The sequence below is a fragment of the Pseudomonas rhodesiae genome (assembly GCF_013285305.1).
In the GTDB taxonomy this organism is placed as follows: Bacteria; Pseudomonadota; Gammaproteobacteria; order Pseudomonadales; family Pseudomonadaceae; genus Aquipseudomonas; species Aquipseudomonas rhodesiae.
The window spans coordinates 3,217,536-3,239,799 of record NZ_CP054205.1; the positions used below are offsets into that span (position 1 = coordinate 3,217,536).

A 22,264-nucleotide genomic window follows, 5' to 3' on the forward strand; every position below is an offset into this window, starting at 1 on the left:
AGGTCTCTATAGATGCCGTTACGGACTCTGGAAACCTGGCCCCACGGCGCAATCATGCTGGACGCGCAACACACGCGTTTCGCCTTGTGGGCGCCAGACGCGTTTTATGTCAGCGTTGAATTGGAAAACGGTAAATCCATCGCCATGCTGCCCCAGGCCGATGGATGGTTCGAAGTTGAAATCAAGTGCCCGGCGGGCACCCGGTATCGCTACAACATCGACGGGGAGCAGGATGTGCCCGATCCAGCGTCCAGGGCCCAGGCCTCGGACGTTCACGGTTGGAGCCTGGTGGTCGACCCACTGGCCTACCACTGGCGCCAGCCCAACTGGCAAGGCCGCCCCTGGCACGAGGCGGTGATCTACGAATTGCACGTCGGCGCCCTGGGGGGGTACGCCAACGTCGAGCAACACCTACCGCGCCTGGCCGAGTTGGGCGTGACCGCCATTGAACTGATGCCCTTGGCGCAGTTCCCTGGCGAACGTAACTGGGGCTATGACGGCGTACTGCCGTATGCCCCGCACTCGTCCTACGGCACCCCGGAACAACTTAAACACTTAATCGACAGCGCCCACGAACACGGCCTGGCGGTGATCCTTGACGTGGTCTACAACCACTTCGGCCCCGATGGCAACTACCTGGGCCAGTACGCGGCAAGTTTCTTCCAGGAAGACGTGCACACCCCGTGGGGCGCCGGCATTGATTTCGAGCGCCGTGAAGTGCGGGACTTTTTTCTTGATAACGCCCTGATGTGGTTGCTCGAATACCGTTTCGACGGCCTGCGCCTGGACGCCGTGCACGCCATCGATAACCCCGGTTTCTTGCAGGAACTGGCGCAGCGCGTGCGCCAGCAGGTCGATACCGGCCGTCATGTGTGGCTGGTGCTGGAAAACGAACTGAATCAGGCCAGCCTGCTCAAGCACGATTTCGACGCGCAGTGGAACGACGACTTCCACAATGTGTTGCACGTCCTGCTGACCGGCGAAACCGATGCCTACTACAGCGACTTTGCCCAAGACCCTACCGCCAAACTGGCAAGGTGCCTGGGTGAAGGGTTTATCTACCAGGGCGACACCACTCGCCATGGCCATGCCCGCGGCGAGCCGAGCGGTGGTCTGCCGCCGACTGCTTTCGTTGCGTTTCTGCAAAACCACGACCAGATCGGCAATCGCGCCCTCGGCGAACGTCTGCACCAGCTTTGCCCGCCCCAGGCGCTCAAGGCCGCCACCGCCCTGCTGCTGCTGTCGCCAATGATTCCGTTGATGTTTATGGGCGACGAAGCCAACGCCGCCGAGCCGTTCCTGTTCTTCACCGACCATCACGGCGAGCTGGCCGAAGCGGTGCGTGAAGGTCGGCGCAATGAATTTGCCGACTTTGCCGCGTTCCAGGACCCTGAACGCCGCGAACACATCCCGGACCCGAATGCGCTGTCGACCTTGCAACAGTCCATGCCAACCCTGGCCGACCAAGACCATGTGGCGTTTTACCGCGAGCTGTTGAGCCTGCGTCATCGCCATATCGTCCCGCACCTGCCTGGCAGTGTGGCGCTGGGTGCCCAGGTACTTGGCGACGCAGCGGTCAGCGCGCGCTGGCGTCTGGGTAACGGCAGCGTGTTGCAGATCGATCTGAACCTCAGTGCCACTGCCTTGGAACATTCCACGGCGCCGCACCTGATTTTTGCAACGCCCGCCGGCGACGGCACACACCTGCCGCCGTACAGCGCACGCGTCACCCTATCCCCTGCTGGAGAACACCCTTGAGCGAAGCGAAACTGGAAATCCTCGCCAGCCGCGCGGGCCTGGCCGTCGATTGGATCGACGCCAACGGCCGCCCGCAACACGTACAACCCGACGCCCTGCGCGCGGTGCTCAAAGGTCTTGGCCACCCGGCCGACACTGATGCCGAAATCGAAGCCAGCCTGGACGAACTGGAACAGGCCCAGCAGAGCAAGCATCTGCCGCCGTTGTTGACCGTCGACAGCGGTGAGAGCTTGGACCTGGCACGCTATTTCGAACCAGATACCCTGTGCCGCGTGCACTTGGAGCAAGGCGAAACCCTGGAGCTGCGGCTGGACGGCAACGCGGTGCTGCCCGGCGTGATTGCCTTGGGTTATCACCAAGTGCAGATCAACGACCAGACGTTCACCCTGGCCGTGGCCCCCACCCACTGCTACAGCGTGGCCGAAGCGGTGGACTGCCAACCCGCCCGCGCTTGGGGCATCAGTGCGCAACTCTATAGCCTGCGCCGCCTCAACGATGGTGGCTTTGGTGACACCCTGGCCCTGGAACACCTGGCCCGCGCAGCCGCCGAGCGGGGCGCCGATGCCCTGGCCATCAGCCCGATGCACGCGATGTTCAGCGCCGACCCGCAGCGATACAGCCCGTATTCGCCGTCGAGTCGGCTGTTTCTTAACAGCCTGTACGCTTCGCCGGCCTGCATCCTCGGCGAGCGCGAAGTGCGCAATGCCATCGAAGCCCTGGGCATCGCCGATGAGCTGCACGACCTCGAACAACTCGACCTGATCGACTGGCCTGCCGCCGCCCAGGCCAAGCAGCGTTTGCTGCGTGCGCTGTATGAAGATTTCCGCCACGGCCATCACCCGCAACATGCTGACTTCCTGAGTTTCCGTCAGACCGGCGGCGAGGCCCTGGAAAACCATTGCCGCTTCGAAGCGGTGCAAGCCATGCGCGCTGCCGCTGGTGAAAGCCTCGACTGGCGCCACTGGCCCGCAGAGTGGCGCACCCCGCAAAGCCCGGCGCTGGCAACATTTGCCGAAGAGCACCGCGAAGAGGTCGGCTTCTACGCCTTTGCCCAGTGGCTGATCGCGCGTTGCCTGGAGCGCGCCCAACAAGCGGCCCGTGGCAGTGGCATGGGGGTTGGCCTGATCGCTGATCTGGCGGTGGGCGCCGACGGCGGCGGCAGCCAGGCCTGGAGTCGCCAGGACGAGTTGCTGGCCGACCTCACCGTGGGGGCGCCGCCCGACATCCTCAACCGTGCCGGCCAGGGCTGGGGGATTTCCGCGTTCTCCCCCGAGGGCCTCAAGCGCCATGGCTTCCGTGCGTTTATAGAAATGCTGCGGGCCAACTTCGCCCATGCCGGCGGCTTGCGCATCGACCATGTCATGGGCCTGCAACGCCTGTGGGTGATCCCCATGGACGCCTCGCCCAAAGAAGGCGCGTACCTGTATTACCCAGTGGACGATATGCTGCGTCTGCTTGCGCTGGAGTCCCATCGTCACCAGGCCATTGTGCTAGGCGAAGACTTGGGCACCGTGCCGGACGGCCTGCGCGAAAAACTCATCGGCCGCTCCATACTCGGTATGCGTGTGCTGCTGTTCGAACAAGGCCACGACGGCCAGTTCAAGCCGATCCTCGACTGGCCCGACAACGCCCTCGCCACCACCAGCACCCACGACCTGCCGACCCTCAATGGTTGGTGGCACAGCCGCGACATCGAATGGAATATCCAGCTCGGCCTTATCGACGCGCCCACCGTGGAGCAATGGAGCGAACATCGCCTGCGCGAACGCCAGGCGCTGCGCCAAGCCCTGAGCCAGGACCCGCAGAACTTCGTCGATGAGATCCGCAACGAAACCGACCATATAATCGACGCCAGCGTGCGCTACCTGGGCCACACCCGCGCGCCCCTGGTGCTGTTGCCGCTGGAGGATGCCCTGGGCATCGAAGAACAAGCCAACCTGCCCGGCACCACCGATACCCATCCCAATTGGCGCCGCCGCCTGCCGGGCGAGGCCGCGAGCCTGCTCGACAACGCCGGCGCCGCGCGTCGCCTCGAACTGCTGGCCGTCGCGCGTAACCAAGCCTATGAGCGTGACCGATGAAAGCACTGCCCTTGCGCGCCACTCAGCGCCTGCAATTCCATAAAGGTTTCACCCTGGACGATGCGGTGCCGCTGGTGCCGTATTTTGCCCAACTGGGTATCAGCCACCTGTATGCCTCGCCGTTGCTCAGCGCGCGCGCCGGCTCCATGCACGGTTACGACGTGGTCGACCCGACCCGGGTCAACCCTGAACTGGGCGGTGAGGACGCGTTGCGCCGTCTGGTCGCGGCCCTGCGTGAACACGACATGGGCCTGATTCTGGATATCGTTTCTAACCACATGGCCGTGGGCGGCGCCGATAACCCTTGGTGGCTGGACCTGCTCGAATGGGGGCGTTTGAGCCCCTACAGCGAATTTTTCGATATCCAGTGGCACTCTCCCGACCCGCTGCTCAAAGGCCAATTGCTGATGCCGTTCCTGGGCAGCGACTACGGCGAAGCCCTGCAAAGTGGCACCTTGACCCTGCATTTCGAGGCTGACCACGGATCGTTCTACGTCGAGCATTACGAACATCGCTTCCCGATCTGCCCACGGGATTACGCGTTGATTCTGGGCAACGACGAACCGCTCAAACCACTGGCGGACCGTTTCGCTGCCCTGGCCTATCAGGACGATGCCTACGCCGAAGCCGCCTGGCTCAAACAGGCCCTGGCCGAGAGGGCCACCGAGGTACTGCCGGCCATCGAGCAGCGCTTGGCCCAGTTTGACGGTCGCCAAGCCGAGGGCTTCGAACGCCTGCATCAACTCTTGGAGCAGCAAGCCTATCGCCTGGCCAGCTGGCGCACGGCGGCGGACGATATCAACTGGCGGCGCTTCTTCGACGTCAATGAATTGGGCGGCCTGCGCGTAGAGCGCAGCGCGGTGTTCGAAGCCACCCACGGCAAAATTTTCGAGCTGATCAGCCAAGGCCTGGTGGATGGCCTGCGCATCGACCATATCGATGGCCTGGCCGACCCGCGCGGTTATTGCCGCAAGCTGCGCCGTCGGGTCGACACCTTGTCCCCTGAGCGGCACCTGCCGATTTTTGTCGAGAAGATCCTCGGCGAAGGCGAAACCCTGCGCGAAGACTGGCAAGTGGACGGCACCACGGGCTACGAATTCATGAATCAGCTGTCGCTGTTGCAGCACCAGCCCGAAGGCTTCGAGCCCCTGGCCGAGCTGTGGACGCGCCTGAGCGAGCGGCCTGCGGCGTTTATCGAAGAGGCCCGCCTGGCACGCCAACAGATCCTCAACGGCTCCCTGGGCGGCGATTTCGAAAGCGTGGCCCAGGCGCTGCTGCAAGTGGCGCGCGACGACGTAATGACCCGCGACTTCACCCTCGGCGCCATCCGCCGTGCATTGCAGGAGTTGATCGTGCACTTCCCGGTGTACCGCACCTACATCAGCGCCCGTGGCCGCAGCGCCGCCGATGACAAGGTGTTCCAACAGGCCATGGACGGCGCGCGCAGCACGTTGAGCGAAGGCGACTGGCCGGTGCTTGAGCACCTGCAAAAATGGCTCGGCGGCCAGCCGTGGCGTGATCGCCCGGTGGGGCGCGAGCGCAAGATTCTCAAACATGCCTGCGTGCGCTTCCAGCAGCTGACTTCCCCCGCCGCCGCCAAGGCCGTGGAAGACACCGCGTTCTATCGTTCGGCGGTGCTGCTGTCGCGTAACGATGTGGGTTTCAGTACCGAGCAATTCAGTGCGCCGTTGGCCGACTTCCATCAGGTCAACCAACAGCGCCTGCTGGCGTTCCCGGACAACCTGCTGGCCACCGCGACCCATGACCACAAACGCGGCGAAGACACCCGTGCGCGCCTGGCGGTGCTCAGTGAGTGCGCGCCGTGGTATGTGGCTCAAGTTGAACAGTGGCGCAGTCTGGCCGCCCCGCTGCGCGACGATGCCTGCGCGCCGTCGGCCGGTGATGAGCTGATCCTCTATCAAGTGCTGGTGGGCAGTTGGCCACTGGATCTGGACCCTGGCGCGTCGCTGGAGACTTACCAACAACGCCTGTGGCAATGGCAACAAAAAGCCCTGCGCGAAGCCAAGTTGCAAAGCAGCTGGAGCGCGCCCAACGAAGCTTATGAACAAGCGGTCGAAGCCTTCCTGTCGCGCCTGCTGTTGACCGAAGCCGGTCGCCCTTTGCGCACCGCGATTGCCGCCGCAGCTCAAGCCATCGCCCCGGCCGGCGCCCTGAATGGACTGGCGCAAACCTTGCTTCGCATGACGGTGCCGGGTGTACCGGACTTGTACCAGGGCGCCGAGTTCTGGGACTTCAGCCTGGTGGACCCGGACAACCGTCGTCCGGTGGACTTCAACGCACGGCAACAAGCGCTGAACACCCCGTCGGGCACCGATCAACTGCTGACCCACTGGTACGACGGGCGCATCAAGCAGGCGTTGATTGCCCAGGTGTTGGGCTTGCGCAGCGCCCAGCCCGAACTGTTCCGCCACGGCAGCTACACACCGCTGGAGGTACTCGGTCAACACGCCGACCGCGTGGTGGCGTTCAGCCGCGAACACCAGGGCAAACAACTGGTGGTGGTGGTGCCACGCTGGTCCCATGCGCTGCTTGAAAACGGTGTGCAGCCCCGGATTCCTGCGCAGGTTTGGGGCGATACCCGGGTGAAATTACCGTTCGCCGCGTCAACGCAAAACTGGAAGGGACTTTTTCAAACGGGCGCAGTCACACCAGACAAGGAGCTGTTGATCAGCACTGCCCTGGGGGAATTCCCGGTCAATGTCTTTATCAATTCTGATGATCAAGAAAGCTGAACATTTTCTGTGAGGAGCATTGCGATGAGCACTGAAGACAAACGTATCCGCGAATTGGCGCATCAGATCTGGGAGTCCGAGGGCAAGCCCCATGGTCAGGACGCACGTCATTGGGAGATGGCGCGCAAGCTGGCCGAATCCGAAGCCTTGACGCCGAGCAAGCCCAAGCCGGCCGCCAAGCCTAAAGCCACCGCCAAGCCTGCGGCAAAGCCCAAGCCCGCTGCGGCAGCAAGCAAGCCCGCCGCACCGGCGACCAAGAAACCTGCGGCGCCGAAAAAGCCCAAGCCGTAACCAGCCTTTCGACGCCCAACCCTCCCGCCGACGCTGTCGGCGGGGGTTTAACTTCACACTTGATCTCGTCCGCTGAAAATTCGTCAGCACGGCCGCTCTCGGCCCGAAAAAAGACCCCTTGCAGGAGCAACACCACCATGAGCAAACCGGATAAAACCCCATCGACGCCGGGCAATGAGCCGTCGCGGATTCGTGAAGGTTTGCCCTTCCCCCTCGGCGCCACCTGGGATGGCCTGGGCGTCAACTTTGCGCTGTTCTCAGCCAACGCCACCAAGGTCGAACTGTGCCTGTTCGACGACAGCGGCGAAGTCGAACTGGAGCGCATCGAGCTGCCGGAATACACCGATGAAATCTTCCACGGTTACCTGCCCGACGCCCACCCTGGGCTGATTTACGGCTACCGCGTATACGGCCCTTACGATCCGGCCAACGGTCACCGCTTCAACCATCACAAATTGCTGATCGACCCCTACGCCAAGCAGTTGGTGGGCGAACTCAAATGGTCCGAAGCGCTGTTCGGCTACACCATCGGCCACCCGGATGACGACCTGAGCTTCGACGAACGCGACAGTGCGCCCTTCGTGCCCAAGTGCAAGGTGATCGACCCGGCCCATACCTGGGGCAACGACCAGCCGGTGCGGGTGCCATGGGACCGCACGATCATTTATGAAACCCACCTGCGCGGCATCAGCATGCGTCACCCGTCCGTGGGCGAATCGGTGCGTGGCACCTGCGCCGGCCTGATGGAAGACGATGTGCTCAAGCATATTCGCCAACTGGGGATCTCCTCGGTCGAGCTGCTGCCGGTGCACGCCTTCGTCAATGACCAGCATCTGCTGGAAAAAGGCATGACCAACTATTGGGGTTACAACAGCATCGCGTTCTTCGCCCCCGACCCACGCTACCTGGCCAGCGGCAAGATCGCCGAGTTCAAGGAGATGGTCGCGCACCTGCACGAGCAGAAGCTGGAAGTGATCCTCGACGTGGTCTACAACCACACCGCCGAAGGCAACGAGCGTGGCCCGACCCTGTCCATGCGCGGCATCGACAACGCCTCCTACTATCGCCTGATGCCCGATGACAAGCGCTTCTACATCAACGATTCCGGCACCGGCAACACCCTCGACCTCAGCCACCCATGCGTGCTGCAAATGGTCACCGACTCGCTGCGCTACTGGGCCACGGAAATGCACGTGGACGGTTTCCGCTTCGACCTGGCGACGATTCTCGGGCGTTATCGCGACGGTTTCGACGAGCGCCACAGCTTCCTTGTGGCCTGCCGTCAGGATCCGATACTGCGCCAACTGAAAATGATCGCCGAACCCTGGGACTGCGGCCCAGGCGGCTACCAAGTGGGTAACTTCCCACCGGGCTGGGTCGAATGGAACGACCGTTTCCGCGATACCGTGCGCGCCTTCTGGAAAGGCGACGACGGCCAATTGGCGGACTTCGCCGGGCGTATGACAGCATCGGGCGAAATGTTCAACCATCGCGGTCGCCGGCCGTACAGTTCGGTGAACTTCATCACCGCCCACGACGGTTTCACCCTGCACGATTTGGTGTCGTACAACGACAAGCACAACGAAGCCAACGACGAAAACAACCAAGACGGCAGCAATAACAACCTGTCCTGGAACCATGGCGTCGAAGGCCCTACCGACGACCCGGAAATCAACGCCCTGCGCCTGCGCCAGATGCGTAACTTCTTCGCCACCCTGCTGCTGGCCCAAGGCACGCCGATGATCGTCGCCGGTGACGAGTTCGCCCGCACCCAGCACGGCAATAACAACGCCTATTGCCAGGACAGCGAGATCGGTTGGGTCAACTGGGATCTGGATGACGACGGCAAAGCCCTGCTCAAGTTCGTCAAGCGCTTGATCAAGCTGCGCCTGGCCTATCCGATCCTGCGTCGTGGCCGCTTCCTGGTGGGCGATTACAACGAAGACATCGGCGTGAAAGACGTCACCTGGCTGGCGCCGGATGGCAACGAAATGAGCACCGAGCAATGGCAGGACAGCAATGGTCGTTGCCTGGGCATGTTGATGGATGGCCGCGCTCAGGAAACCGGTATCCGCCGCGCCGGCGCCGACGCTACCTTGTTGCTGGTGGTCAATGCCCACCACGACATGGTCAATTTCCGCCTGCCGCCGGTGCCCGAAGGTGAGTTCTGGACCTGCCTGCTGGACACCAACGACACGACCATCAAGGCTCAGGAGCGCTTTAACTTCGATCACGAGTACGCCGTAACCGGCCGCTCACTGCTGCTGTTCGAATTGCAGCGCGACGACGAGGTGTGAAATGAACTGGCAGGGAAGCCTGGATAGCGGCCGTGCTTATGCCGACACCGAGGCGCTCGGCGCAGCCCTGAGGGCCTTGGTGGCCCAAGGGCTGGACCGGTTGCCGCTACCCGGCGGCGGCCAGACCCTGGAGCGGTTCAGGCGTCTGGCCGATGTGGCCGCGCACGACTTGCGCCTGTGCAAGTTGTTCGAAGGCCACACCGATGCATTGGCGATCATGGCCGAATTCGGCAGCCCCCCGACGCCCCAGGGCAGTACCTGGGGCACATGGGCCGCCGAACCGCCCACGGCCAAGGTGCGTGTACAACACGACGGCCATTGCTTGCGGGTGCACGGGCGTAAAGCCTGGTGCTCCGGCGCGGCGGTGGTCAGTCATGGATTATTGACCGCCTGGGATGAGCAGGACCGCCAGCAATTGGTGGCGGTGCCCATGCAACAACCGGGCGTGTGTGTGACGGATGAAGGCTGGCATGCCGTGGGCATGGCGGCCACCGGCAGTGTCGAGATTGTCTTCGACAATGCCAGCGGCGTCGCCGTAGGGGGCCCTGGCGACTACCTCGCCCGCCCCGGCTTCTGGCAAGGCGGCGTCGGTATCGCGGCGTGTTGGTACGGCGCGGCGCAGCAACTGGTCCAAGTGCTGCAGCAACACTGTGCGCGGCGCGCCGAACCCCATGCTCTCGCGCACCTGGGCGCGGTGGACAGTGCGCTACACGCCGCCGCCTGCGTGTTGCGCGACGCCGCCGAACGCATCGACCGCGCCCCCAAGGCCGATGCCAGGGAGCTGGCCCAACGGGCCCGCGCCTGCATCGAGGACGCCGTCGAGCAGGTGATCCGCCATGTCGGCCGTGCAGTCGGTGCCGGGCCGTATTGCCAGGACCCGCACATGGCCCAATTGATGGCGGATCTACCGGTGTACGTGCGCCAGAGTCATGCCGAACGCGACCTGGCGGCCCTGGGCGAATGGGTCGCCGGTCAATCCAACGAGAGGTGGCAGCTATGAAAGCCAACCCGATCGTCGGCCAGGGCACGCCGTTGCAGCACTGGCAGACGTCACCGCGCCTGGCGGCGTTGCCCTCTATCAGCGTTGAGGAATTGGTCCCGGAAGGCCATCGCGCGGTGATTATCGCGCCCCATCCGGACGACGAAGTGCTGGGGTGCGGCGGGCTGTTGCAGGGCCTGGCGGCGCTGGAGCGGCCGATCCAATTGATCTCGGTGACCGACGGCAGTGCCAGCCACCCTGGCTCGCAACGTTGGCCGGTGGAGCGATTGAGCGTGGTGCGCCCGCAGGAGTCGGCCCAGGCCCTGCATCGCCTGGGGGTGCCGCTGCACAGCCTGAAATGGCTGCGCGCAGGCTTCAGCGACAGCCAAGTAGCAGCGCGGGAGGACGAGTTGGTGGGGTTTATACAGCGCTACCTCAAGCCCACCGACGTGCTATTCACCACGTGGCGCGAAGACGGCCATTGCGATCACGAAGCGGTGGGCCGCGCCAGCGCCAAAGCCGCCGCAGCAGTGGGCGCGCGACTGTACGAGTTGCCGGTATGGACCTGGCACTGGGCAACCGCCGAAGACGCCCTGGTGCCCTGGCACCGCGCGCGCAAAATCCCCCTCACCTGTGCAGCGGTGGCGCGCAAGCGTCACGCCATCCATGCGTTCGCCAGCCAATTGGAGGGTGATCCGCAGATCGGCTTGCCGCCGGTGCTGGCCCCCTATGTGGTGGAACGCTTGCTGCAACCTTTTGAAGTGGTATTCGTATGAGTGTGGCCACCCGGTATTTCGATCAACTGTTCGCCGACAATGATGACCCCTGGGCCTTTCGTCAGCGTTGGTACGAGCGGCGTAAACGCGCCCTGACCCTGGCCTTGCTGACCAAGCCACGCTACGCCTCGATCTTCGAACCTGGCTGTGCCAATGGTGAGCTGAGCGTTGAGCTGGCCGCGCGCGGCGATCGTTTGTTGTGTTGCGACACCGCCGCGGCCGCCGTGGCGCTGGCGCGTACTCGGCTGCTCGGGTTTACCCATGCCCAGGTGCACCAGAGCCGTTTACCGCAAGAGTGGCCGGCGGGCCAATTTGACCTGATCGTGCTCAGCGAACTGTGCTACTACCTGGACGCCGATGACTTGGATCGGGTGATCGAGCGCGCGCTGGCCAGCCTGACTGCCGACGGGCAGATCCTCGCCTGCCATTGGCGCCCGCCCATCGACGGTTGCCCGCAAACCGCCGAGCAGGTGCATGCCATCTTGGACCAACGCCTGGGCATGCCCCGTGTGGCCAGCCACCCAGAACAGGATTTTCTCCTCGACCTGTGGAGCCGCGACGGTACCTCGGTCGCCACCCTTGAGGGCTTGCGATGATCGGCATTCTGATCCCGGTGCATAACGAACAAGCGCTGTTGGCCGATTGCCTGGATGCCGCGTTGATTGCCACGCGGCACCCGGACTTGCTGGGCGAACCCGTGCAGGTGCTGGTCATGCTCGACAGCTGCAGCGACGCCAGCGCCACCATCGCCCAGGCTTACCCCGTGCAGTGCCTGGAGGTACAGGCGCGCAATGTCGGGCATGCCCGTGGCGTCGGCGCGCGGCATTTGTTGAATCAAGGCGCACGCTGGATCGCCTGCACCGACGCCGACAGCCGCGTGGCACCGGACTGGCTGGCCGCGCAGTTGGCGTTGAACGTAGACGCAGTATGCGGCACGGTCACGGTGGATGCCTGGAGCGAGGGTTTCGATCCGGCCGCCCAGATTCGTTATCACCAGGGTTACGAAGCACGGGACGGCCATCGGCATATCCACGGCGCCAACCTTGGGGTAAGCGCCAGTGCTTATGTGCGCGCCGGAGGGTTTGAGCCTTTGGCCTGCCATGAAGACGTACATCTGGTACGCGAACTTGAGCGCTGCGGGGCATCAATCGCGTGGAGCCACCGCCCGCAAGTGATCACCAGTGCACGCCTGGACGCCCGCGCCCGGGGCGGTTTCGGCGATTTTCTGAAGACACTGCTGCCGGTTACCTAAAAAAACCTAAGGCCTCACTGAAAAGCGCCGCAACCTTGTCTATGCTGATGACGCCTTGCTGGTAATTCAGGGTTGGATTGCCAAGCACCCACCACGGCGGAGTCTGTGGTGACAATAAGAGAGTCGTGCCGTCAACGGCTGACGACCGCGCATCAACCGACAAGGATGTGACACCCATGAAGCCTGCCTCTTTGAGCGAAGGCCGTCGCGGCCCTCCGCAAATCTGGAACAGTGCGCCGCAGCTGGCGCAAATTACCCCGGTCGCGCCGTCCACCTTGGTGCCCCCCGGCGCCCGCGTAGTGATCATCGCGCCCCACCCTGGGGACGAAGTTCTTACCTGCGGTGGTTTACTGCAACTGCTCAGCAACCTGGAACACCCGCTGCAACTCATCTCTATGACCGATGGCAGCGCCAGCCACCCCGGCTCCCAAGTGTGGCCGGCTAGCCGCTTGAGCGTGGTGCGGCCTCAGGAAAGCGCTGAAGCCTTGCGCCGCTTGGGCATGCCATTGCACAGCCTGAAGTGGATCCGTGGCGGCTTCAGCGACAACGCCCTGGCCGCCCGTGAACCGCAACTAAGCCAATTTATCGCGCGTTACCTGCACCCTGGCGACGTGGTGTTCACCACTTGGTGCAACGATGGCAACAGCGACCACGACAGCGTCGGGCGCGCTGCGGCCAGAGCCTGCGACCTGGTGGGTGCGCGGTTATATGAGGTGCCCGTCTGGGCCTGGCATTGGCCGGCCGCTGAAAGCGCGATGATCCCCTGGCAACGCGCGCGCAAAGTGCGCCTGAACACCTGGAGCGTGGCGCGCAAACTCCATGCCGCCCATGCCTATGCCAGCCAGCTGGCGGGCGACCCGCAGATTGGCCTGGCACCGATACTGGCGCAGGTGTTGCTGGAGCGGATGCGCGAGCCTTATGAGATTGTGTTTGCCTAGCCAGACACTCGTCTATACCTGTTATTTCTGACAGTGGCGCCTGACGCGATGTGTGACTAAGGTGGGAAAAACTGCACAAGCTCAGATGCAGTCGAGAAAGCCATGCCAACCCCTTGCATTGGCCGGTGTTTTCGAACAGGTAACCCGTATTCCCTGCCTCGTATCGCTGATCCCGTTGTCATGGCATGACCCGCCCCTAGCCTTCAGGCGAATGGGGCAAGCCCCTCTCGAATGAGGACGGATCATGCGCACACGGACACGTTCCTGGCTGTACTTGGGCATTGTCTCAACCTTTGCCCTGATCACCTTGCCCCCGCCTGCTCAGGGCGCCTGCTCGATCAACAACACGGCGGGCGACGATATCTCCACCTGCGACAGCGGCAGCGCGCCGGGCTATACCGATAACGAGGGCAACAACACCCTCAACATCAGCGGCTCGGGTCGACTCACCAGTAACGTGACGTTCGGCGCCAACAACGACTTGGTTGACATTAACGGGCCTACCGCAGGTATCACGGGCAACCTCTCGATGGGTGACGGCAGCAATATCTTCCGCTCCATCCTCGGCGATATCAGCGGCTCGGTCAGCCAGGGCGGGGGCCGGGATATAGCACAGATCAGCGGCGGCAACGTGGGAGGAGCCTTCACTCAGGGCGCCGGCATCGACGATTTTGCAATGAGCGGTGGCACTGTCGCGTCGCTCGCTCAGGGCGACGGATTCGACACGTTCAGCATGAGTGGCGGCACCATCACCGGTGCTTTCGAAGATGGGGATTACGCCTTGATGTCCGGCGGCAGCATCGGCCGCGTCGACATGAAGCTGGATAACAATACGTTCGATATGTCCGGGGGCAGAATCATTGGCAACCTGGTGACAGGTTTCGGCAAAGACCTCATCAAGATTTCGGGTACCGCCTTCGTGGGGGGCAATATCAGCGTCAGCGGCGGCGATGACAGGGTGGAAGTCTCGGGTGGCGACGTCAACGGACGCATACTGATGAGCGCTGGTAATGACACTTTCGAGTGGTCGGGAGGCAATCTGCACTCTTTCGTACTCTTGGCCGATGGCGACGATAAAGCGCTGCTCAAAGGTCTGGTCAACGCACAACTGGCCCCTGCCCAACTGATCGACGGTGGCCTTGGCAATGACACGCTGACCTTGGACAACACCAAGGCCGCCGATCCGGGCTTGTTTCCCAATTGGGAAACCATCCAGTTGGACAATGGCTCGCAGTTGACACTAGGCGGCACGCTCACCTTGGGCGACAGCGCCACAGGCACCGGCAAACTGACAATCGACGGTGCCAGTCAACTGTTGGTGAACACCGGTGTGATCGCGCCGTTCACCGACGGCCAAGCCGTCAATGTCACCAACAGCGGTACCATTGATATGAGCACCGGCAGTTCCAGTACCGCCGACAGCTTGAACATCAAGGGCAATTACACCGGCAATGGGGGGCAGCTCCTGTTGCAAAGCAAACTGGGCGGCGACGGTTCGCCCAGCGACAAACTGGTGGTCAGCCAGGGCACGATGCAGGGCAATACGCTGATCAACGTCACCAACCTGGGCGGCACAGGGGCGGCCTCGTTACAGGATGGCATCCAGGTGGTGCAGGCCCTCAACGGTGCCACCAGCAGCGGTACTGCATTTACACTCGGCAAACCGGTGTCCGCTGGCGCCTTTGATTACTACCTGTTCAAAGGCGGCGTCACGGCGGGCACCTCAGAAAACTATTACCTGCGCTCGACCATCCCACCGGTGCCGATCGACCCGGTGATTATCGGCCCGTTGCCGGGCATCATCCCTGGCGAACCGCCGCTGCCGCCGAACCCCGGAGTCGACCCGCTGCCCATCTACCGCCCCGAAGTGTCGGTTTATGCCGTATTGTTCCCAGCCGTGCAACAGGTCGTTCAGGCCATGCTGGGCACTTATCACGAACGCCTGGGCGACCAGCTTCAGCAACAGCAAACCGGCGCCTTCGCGGCCGGCTGGGGCCGGGTATATGGCCACAGCAGCCGACAAAGCTACACCGGCACCGTCAGCCCAACGCTGGACAGTTCCGTGTCCGGATTCCAGGTGGGCACCGATGTCTACGCCGGCGTCCTCGACAACGGCATGCAGCAGCGGGCCGGCTTTTTCGTCGGCCACAGCACCCTCAAAGGCGACGTCAAAGGCTTCAGTGACGCGCGCAAGGACCAGGACACCGGTAACACCACCTTGCGCGGCGACAGTCTGGGCGTGTACTGGACGCTGATCGGCGCCAACCAGGCATATTTGGATCTGGTGCTGATGGGCACGCGCTTCGACGGCCACAATGAATCGGACCGTGGCGTGAAGATGAAGACCCGCGGCCACGACGTCACCGCCTCCGCCGAAGTCGGTTGGCCGCTGCCGATCAACGACACCTGGATTGCAGAGCCCCAGGCTCAGGTGATCGTCGGCAAGACCAAGCTGGATCGGCAGAACGACGGGGTTTCCGATGTGTCTTTCAACGCCGACACCCGCGTCACCACGCGCCTGGGCGTACGCCTGCGGGGTAAATACCAGGTCAGCGGCATGCCCTTCGAACCCTATGCTCGGGCCAATGTGTGGCACACCAGCGCGGGGCAGAATACCGTCACCTTTGACCACCTGACAGACATCGACACCGAGCAGAAAGCCACCACCCTGGGCCTCAGCGTCGGCGCCAGCCTAAGGGTGGCCAAAGGCATCAGCCTGTACAGCGAGGTCGGTTACAACCGCAATCTGGACAGCAATGCCTTCAATGGGCGCCAAGGCACGCTGGGCCTGCGCATGGAGTTTTGACCGCGCCTTTGTATCGCAGTGTGTATAGGGCCCGCTGCGATACATAACCTTTGACCCGGCGAGCTTCCTGAAACAGGCCAGATACAGCCCCGCGTTCAACTCTGCGCCAGGTATCTATCCCGCCGCAGGAGGCTCACCATGTATACCCCGTCGACCCGTCGCTTCACACGCCACCCCCTGGTCCTGGCCTTGGCGCTGCTGCCTCTGGGCATGGTCAGCCTGGCTCGGGCCGAAATGCCCGAGCTGAACACACCGATGCAAACCACGCCCTCCTCCGCCCTGGGCGCACTTAAGCACATCAGGGCCGGTCTGTTGGACGTGGCCTACGCCGAGGTAGGCCCTGCCAATGGCCCGGCGGTGATCTTGCTGCATGGCTGGCCCTATGACATTGACAGCTATGCGCAGGTGGCGCCGTTGCTCGCGGCCAAGGGTTACCGCGTGCTGATCCCCTACGCGCGAGGTTACGGCGGTACGCGGTTCCTGTCGGACGCCACCCCGCGCAACGGTCAACCGGCGGCGCTGGCCAAGGATGTGATCGACTTCATGGACGCGCTGAAGATCAAACAAGCGGTACTGGGGGGCTATGACTGGGGCGCACGCTCGGCGGATATCGTCTCGGCGCTGTGGCCGGAGCGGGTCAAGGCGCTGGTGTCGGTCAGCGGTTATCTGATCGGCAATCAAGCCGCCGGCCAGAACCCATTACCGCCCACAGCCGAGCGGCAGTGGTGGTATCAGTTCTACTTCGCCACCGAGCGCGGCGCCGCCGGTTACCAGAAGAACACCCACGCTTTCGCCAAGTTGATCTGGCAGACCGCCTCGCCAAAGTGGGCGTTCGACGATGCCACGTTCGACCGCAGCGCCAAGGGCCTGGACAACCCCGATCATGTGGCAATCACCCTGTTCAACTACCGCTGGCGCCTGGGACTGGTACAGGGCGAGGCCCAATACGAGCCGCTGGAACAGCAACTGGCCAAGGCGCCCGCGATCAAGGTGCCCACCATCGCCCTGGAAGGCGACGCCAACGGCGCTCCGCACCCGGCGCCCGAAGACTACGCCAAACGGTTCACCGGCAAGTATCAGTTCCGCCTGATCAACGGCGGCATCGGCCACAACTTGCCGCAGGAAGCGCCAGACGCGTTCGCCAAAGCGGTAATCGACGCGGATCACTTGTGATGAAGCGCCTGTGTATCGCCGCCCTCACCCTGGCCGGCGGCGCCGGCAGCCTGGCATTGGCCGAGGGCGCGGCTTCGCCGATCTACGGGGTCATCATTCCCGACGGCTATCGTCAATGGGAACTGGTGGCGCCGGCCCAGGAAGCCGAACCACTCAACGAACTGCGCGTGGTGCTGGGCAACAGCGCAGCTCTCAGAGCCTACCGTGACGGCAAGCTGCCCTTCCCCGACGGCACCGTGCTGGCCAAGCTTGCGTGGAAGCACACACCGTCACCGGCGTTCAAAAGCGCATCGATTCCCGGCGCGGCGACCACGCTGCAATTTATGGTCAAGGACTCGAAGAAATACGCCGCCACCGGCGGCTGGGGTTTTGGCCGTTTCATCAACGGCCAACCGGCCGATGAGGCACAGCATCAAACCTGCTTCGCGTGTCATCAGGCACTGGTGAAGGACCACGACTATGTGTTCACCCGACTGGCGCCCTGAAGGCGCCAAACCGGGTGATCTCAATCCTCTCAAAACAAGGGCGCGACCACTGCGGTTCGCGCCCTTTCCATCTCGATAGAGGCCAAACGCCACCCACCAACATGTGAAAAATTCGTTAACTAATTCTTCCCTAAGGCTTTTTCCTACAGACCGATTCTGCCAAACTAACGCGAATAGTTCTCAACATATTTCTTATTAGCCACGGACGGCACTCGGGGAGAGTCAGTTTCATGTCTGTGCAATCACACGGCGGCAATGGTTTTTCACTCAGTCTGATGACATTGGCGGTCTGTCTGGCCACCACCCACGCGGCTTACGCCGCCGACGCAGAAGCACCGGCCACCACGCTGGAACTGGGCGCCACGCAAATTTCCGGCGAAGGCCAATTGGGCCAGACCACCGAAGGCACCCAGTCCTACACCACCGGCTCGATGAGTACCGCAACCAAGCTGCCACTGACCTTGCGCGAAACCCCGCAGGCCGTCACCGTGATCACCCGTCAGCGCATGGACGACCAGGCGATGACCAGCATCAACGACGTGGTCAACGCCACGCCTGGTCTGTTCCTGAACTACTCCGACGGCCCTGGTCGGCAGACCTACACCTCCCGGGGCTTCGACATCGATAACCTGATGTATGACGGCATCCCCAGTGGCTACAACGGCGCGTCGGTGGGTGCGCAGCCGAACCTGGCGATGTTCGACCGCGTTGAAGTGGTGCGCGGCGCCACTGGCCTGGTCACTGGCGCGGGCAACCCGTCAGCCGCCATCAACATGATCCGCAAGCGTCCGTTGGATGAGCAGAAAGTTACCCTCACCGGCGCAGCCGGCAGTTGGGACGATTATCGCGGCGAACTCGACGCTTCCAGCCCGCTCAACGACAGCGGCACCCTGCGCGGCCGAGTGGTGACGTCGTACCGCGACGCCAACAGCTTTATCGACAAGGCCGAAAACAGTCACGGCCTGTTTTACGCTGTCACCGAAGCCGACCTGAGCGAAGACACCACCCTGACCTTGGGCTTCTCCAACCAGAAGGACAAAACCAACTACTTCTGGGGCGCCTCGATGATCGGCCAGGACGGCCATCACCTCGACCTGCCGCGCTCCTACAACCCCGGCACCGATTGGGAAAACAAGGATCAGGAAATCAACACGGTCTTCGCCGAACTGCGCCAGCGCCTGGCCAATGACTGGAACCTGCAAGTCAACGCCAACTATGCCGAACAGAACGCTCTGTTTTCCGGCTCGTACCAATCGCGCTGGGTCAACAACTCCCTGGCACGTACGGTGTACCAGGCCAAGTACGACGAAAACCAGGCCGGGGTCGACGCCTTTGTCAGCGGCCCGTTCCAGGCATTCGGGCGCAGCCATGAACTGGTGGTCGGCGCGAGCAAGCGCATCTACGACATGACCACCCACAACTACAGCCCCTACGACCTCAACTGGCCACTCACCGCAGGCAAGCCGGATTTCGTCCACACCAACAACCAGCGCGAAGTCACCACCCAGGACAGCGTTTACGTCACCACGCGCCTGAGCCTGGCCGACCCGTTGAAGTTGATCCTTGGCGGGCGCCTGGACTGGTACGACTACGATAACCGCGATGGCGACGGCGACTTCCACGTCACCCGTAACCTCACGCGCTACGCCGGCCTGATCTACGAGCTGGACGATCACCACTCGGTGTACGTCAGCTATAGCGACATCTTCACCCCGCAAAAAGAAAAGGACACCGGCGCCGCGCCGCTCAAGCCCATTGTCGGCAAGAACTATGAGGTCGGCATCAAGGGCGAATACCTGGGCGGCGCGCTGAACGCTAGCGTTGCGCTGTTCCGCATCGACCAGGAAAACCGCGGCGTGCAGGTGGTGGTGCCGAACTGCCCGCAGGCCTCATGCTACGAAGCCTCCGGCGAGATCCGCAGCCAGGGTATCGACTTCGAACTGCAAGGCGCATTGACCGAAAACTGGCAGGTCGGCGGTGGCTACACCTACGCACGCACCCACACCATCAAGGACGACGCCAAGCCGCAGTCGGTCAACAAACAGTTCGACACCGACGTCCCGGAACACCTGTTCAAGCTGACCACCCGCTACAACTTCCAGGGTCCGCTGGAAAAACTGCGGGTGGGCGGCAACATCTCCTGGCAGAGCCGCCTGTACAACGATATCCCGTTGGCCAACGGCAGCACCTATCGCCTGCAACAAGGCGCCTACGCCGTCACCGACTTGATGGCCGGCTACAAGGTCAACGACCACCTCGACCTGCAGGTCAACGCCAACAACATCTTCGACCGGCGCTACTACTCCACCATCGCCAACTCCGCGAGCTACGGCGGCGATGCCTACGGCAACCCGCGCAACATGATGCTGACGGCCAAGTACAGTTTCTGAGGCTCCAGGCAACACGCGTCGGCGGGCACCCCCGCCGGCGCTAGCGCTGACGGCGGCAACGCATCAGCGTTGCCCGCACCACCAGCTTGTGAAACGGGCGAATCAGCAGAATGTAGATACGCCCCAGCCGGTTGTGGGTGTGTACCGCCGTCGTGGCGATCAGCACTTCACCGCGCTCGTCGCGTCGTCGAAGCAGCGAAAGACGAAAATCCAGGTGGCTGTCATTTTCCCCCAGCACCATCTCGTCAGCGGTCTGCTCCAGCACCGGGAAAAAGTCGATATGGGCTTTATCCGAATGGGCGCGACGCACCTCGCCGGAGGTCCGCACGCCCAACGGCCCCATCACACCATCGCGGATCGAGATTAGCACCTTGAACCACACAGGCGGCTAACCCAAGGCGCGTACGACGAGGTCATTGATGGAGACGTCAGCCGCGTCGATAGGCACGACAAAACTATCAAGCAACTGCGCGTTCGCGTACCAGTCACGGATCAGGCTTTCTGGCGGTGGATCGATAGGCCGGGCAAGCAAGGTCATGTGAGGGGTTTCCCTGAATGAATGCAGCTGAGTCGTGAGCGTGGTCGGCAGTCCGGGCGCCATCGGGGGCAAGCCCCCTCCCACATTCAAAACATTATCGATCGACCTGCTTGGCGTCGATAAACGGCACCGTACTGTTTGGCAGCATGGTGGTCGGCAGTACGCCATTCCAGCGCTCGGCCTTGGTCAGCTCGATCAGGTTCTGGTTGCTGGCCAGGGCCTTGGCGCGGGCCTGGATCGCGTCGGCTTCGGCGTTGCCGCGCAAGCGCGTGGACTCAGCATCCGCCTTGGCCTGGGCCAATTGCGAGTCGGCCTCGGCTTGGGCCTGGGTCACCCGGATCTGCGCCTGCACCTGCTCGGTCTGCAGCATTTGCTCGCGGGTTTTGACTTCCACTTCGGCTTTCATGCGCAAGGCAATCGAACGTTCGTAGTCATCGCTGAAGTCGATGTTCTCGATCTGTACGCTGTCGATCACCACTGGCCCGACCACCGAATCGCGGATGGCCTTGGTCACATCTGCGACAAATTTGCCGCGATTCTGCACCGCCGACACTGCGTTGTACTGGCCAAACACGTTTTCCACCTGGGTCGGCACCTGACGGGCGATCAGGCGGTCACGCACGCCATCCAAGTCCTTGTAACTGGTGTACACCTTGGCGACATCGCTGGTAGGGATGTGCCAGGACACCGAGACCTGCAACTTGGCGGTCTGCTGGTCCTTGCTGTACGCCTGGAGGTTGGCGTACTGGGTAGCCTGGCTTTGAATGCTGATAAACCGCACCGACTCAATGAACGGCAGCTTGAACGACAGGCCCGGCTCCACCACGCCTATCATCGCGCCGTTACGCAACAGCACACCCCGCTCGGTCTCATCGACCGTGAACCAACTGGTGGCCAGAGACACCACCACGACCAACCCCACCGCTGCAGCGGCATAAGTAACCATTTTATTGTTCATCGAAACGTCGCGTCCCTTCGTTAAATTGGCGGCACGATACCCTGAACCGCGCCCCAAGTGGGGTGATAACCAGGCAAATTTGCAGTACTGATAGCAGCGTCACAGTCCTGAAACTGCGCGTAGTGCTTGCCCCAAGCCCGCGTTATTCCGTCATCGACGGACGGCCTATTGAAATACCCCGCTAGAAATACATGTCCGCACCAGGAGCCGATCAATGATTCGCAAAGCACTGCCCTCTGACGCTCGGGCCATTGCCCAGGTGCATATCAACAGTTGGCAGCACGCCTATCGTGACCTGATGCCTGCCCACTACTTGGATTCACTGGACGCAACCCTGGCTCATCGCGAATCCAACTGGCGGCGCGCGCTTGAGTTGGGAGAATCGAGCGTATGGGTGGCGCAACTGCACGAGCAGGTTGTAGGTTGGATCTGCGTGGGCGCCAGCCGTGACGAAGATTGTGTCGGGGGCAATGTGGGTGAGGTCGAAGCCCTTTACGTCGCCGCCGGCCATTGGCACACCGGCGTCGGGCTGGCCTTGTGGAACGCCGGTGTGCGAGCGCTGAAGGCGCAGGGGTTTGAGCGCCTGACACTTTGGGTCCTGAGCGGTAACGAACGGGCTCGGCGCTTTTATCGCCGGGTGGGCTGTATAGAGGAAATCGGCAGCCAGCGTCCGCTTGAGCGCGGTGGCGTCAAGCTGGGAGAGGTAAGGTACGGCTTGCAGTTACCCACCTGAAAGGTCTTCAAACAATTGTCGGGCCGGCCCACCTGCCCTTATCCTCAACGCTGCCC

18 protein-coding genes are annotated in these 22,264 nt (G+C 62.7%); 15 read left to right on the forward strand and 3 right to left on the reverse strand.

From position 1 onward, the window contains the following. Nucleotides 1-12: 12 nt before the first annotated feature. From treZ to HRH33_RS14655, 14 genes are all read left to right on the forward strand, one after another. On the forward strand, nt 13-1,758 hold the full coding sequence (treZ, locus tag HRH33_RS14590; RefSeq protein ID WP_123479854.1) for a malto-oligosyltrehalose trehalohydrolase: 1,746 nt from the start codon (nt 13-15) through the stop codon (nt 1,756-1,758). After that, entirely contained in the window at nt 1,755-3,839 is a 2,085-nt protein-coding gene (gene malQ, locus HRH33_RS14595) for a 4-alpha-glucanotransferase (protein ID WP_167417066.1), read from the forward strand. The genes treZ and malQ overlap by 4 nt, the downstream gene beginning before the upstream one ends. Continuing rightward, nucleotides 3,836-6,592, forward strand: a complete 2,757-nt coding sequence (locus tag HRH33_RS14600; RefSeq protein ID WP_167417065.1) for a malto-oligosyltrehalose synthase — start codon at nt 3,836-3,838, stop codon at nt 6,590-6,592. Before malQ ends, HRH33_RS14600 begins: the two co-directional genes overlap by 4 nt. Before the next feature lie 24 nt (nt 6,593-6,616). Next, nucleotides 6,617-6,883 (forward strand): DUF2934 domain-containing protein, encoded by a 267-nt coding sequence (locus HRH33_RS14605; RefSeq protein ID WP_034098099.1) that lies wholly within the window; start codon nt 6,617-6,619, stop codon nt 6,881-6,883. 137 nt (nt 6,884-7,020) lie between these two features. Beyond that, nucleotides 7,021-9,180 carry a glycogen debranching protein GlgX gene (gene glgX / locus HRH33_RS14610; protein WP_047883020.1) on the forward strand — a complete coding sequence of 720 codons (2,160 nt, stop codon included), beginning with the start codon at nt 7,021-7,023 and terminating at the stop codon, nt 9,178-9,180. A gap of 1 nt (nt 9,181) precedes the next feature. Further along, nucleotides 9,182-10,180 carry an acyl-CoA dehydrogenase family protein gene (locus HRH33_RS14615; protein WP_167417064.1) on the forward strand — a complete coding sequence of 333 codons (999 nt, stop codon included), beginning with the start codon at nt 9,182-9,184 and terminating at the stop codon, nt 10,178-10,180. Beyond that, nucleotides 10,177-10,935: a PIG-L deacetylase family protein gene (locus HRH33_RS14620; protein WP_167417063.1), complete on the forward strand. Its 759-nt coding sequence runs from the start codon at nt 10,177-10,179 to the stop codon at nt 10,933-10,935. Before HRH33_RS14615 ends, HRH33_RS14620 begins: the two co-directional genes overlap by 4 nt. Next, nucleotides 10,932-11,531: an SAM-dependent methyltransferase gene (locus HRH33_RS14625; RefSeq protein WP_167417062.1), complete on the forward strand. Its 600-nt coding sequence runs from the start codon at nt 10,932-10,934 to the stop codon at nt 11,529-11,531. The genes HRH33_RS14620 and HRH33_RS14625 overlap by 4 nt, the downstream gene beginning before the upstream one ends. Continuing rightward, nucleotides 11,528-12,187 carry a glycosyltransferase family 2 protein gene (locus HRH33_RS14630; protein WP_167417061.1) on the forward strand — a complete coding sequence of 220 codons (660 nt, stop codon included), beginning with the start codon at nt 11,528-11,530 and terminating at the stop codon, nt 12,185-12,187. Before HRH33_RS14625 ends, HRH33_RS14630 begins: the two co-directional genes overlap by 4 nt. 176 nt (nt 12,188-12,363) lie before the next feature. Beyond that, complete coding sequence (locus tag HRH33_RS14635; protein ID WP_167417060.1) at nt 12,364-13,125, forward strand: PIG-L deacetylase family protein; 762 nt, start codon at nt 12,364-12,366, stop codon at nt 13,123-13,125. Nucleotides 13,126-13,369: 244 nt separating this feature from the next. Then, nucleotides 13,370-15,931, forward strand: coding sequence for an autotransporter family protein (locus tag HRH33_RS14640; protein WP_167417059.1), 2,562 nt, complete (start codon nt 13,370-13,372; stop codon nt 15,929-15,931). A 138-nt stretch (nt 15,932-16,069) separates the two neighbouring features. Further along, entirely contained in the window at nt 16,070-17,104 is a 1,035-nt protein-coding gene (locus tag HRH33_RS14645) for an alpha/beta fold hydrolase (RefSeq protein WP_167417058.1), read from the forward strand. Further along, on the forward strand, nt 17,104-17,589 hold the full coding sequence (locus tag HRH33_RS14650; RefSeq protein WP_167417057.1) for a cytochrome P460 family protein: 486 nt from the start codon (nt 17,104-17,106) through the stop codon (nt 17,587-17,589). Before HRH33_RS14645 ends, HRH33_RS14650 begins: the two co-directional genes overlap by 1 nt. Before the next feature lie 230 nt (nt 17,590-17,819). After that, complete coding sequence (locus HRH33_RS14655; RefSeq protein ID WP_167417056.1) at nt 17,820-19,979, forward strand: TonB-dependent siderophore receptor; 2,160 nt, start codon at nt 17,820-17,822, stop codon at nt 19,977-19,979. A gap of 40 nt (nt 19,980-20,019) precedes the next feature. On the opposite strand, the gene HRH33_RS14660 is transcribed toward HRH33_RS14655, so the two are convergent. From HRH33_RS14660 to HRH33_RS14665, 3 genes are all read right to left on the reverse strand, one after another. Further along, a complete protein-coding gene (locus HRH33_RS14660; protein WP_279287785.1) occupies nt 20,020-20,361 on the reverse strand; it encodes a DUF2867 domain-containing protein in 342 nt (113 codons plus the stop codon). A gap of 6 nt (nt 20,362-20,367) precedes the next feature. Further along, nucleotides 20,368-20,517 (reverse strand): hypothetical protein, encoded by a 150-nt coding sequence (locus HRH33_RS26315; protein WP_207711210.1) that lies wholly within the window; start codon nt 20,515-20,517, stop codon nt 20,368-20,370. A gap of 94 nt (nt 20,518-20,611) precedes the next feature. After that, nucleotides 20,612-21,463 (reverse strand): prohibitin family protein, encoded by an 852-nt coding sequence (locus tag HRH33_RS14665; protein WP_375139324.1) that lies wholly within the window; start codon nt 21,461-21,463, stop codon nt 20,612-20,614. 226 nt (nt 21,464-21,689) lie between these two features. Between HRH33_RS14665 and HRH33_RS14670 the strand changes: the two genes are divergently transcribed. Continuing rightward, complete coding sequence (locus HRH33_RS14670) at nt 21,690-22,208, forward strand: GNAT family N-acetyltransferase (protein ID WP_167417055.1); 519 nt, start codon at nt 21,690-21,692, stop codon at nt 22,206-22,208. Nucleotides 22,209-22,264: the final 56 nt, after the last annotated feature.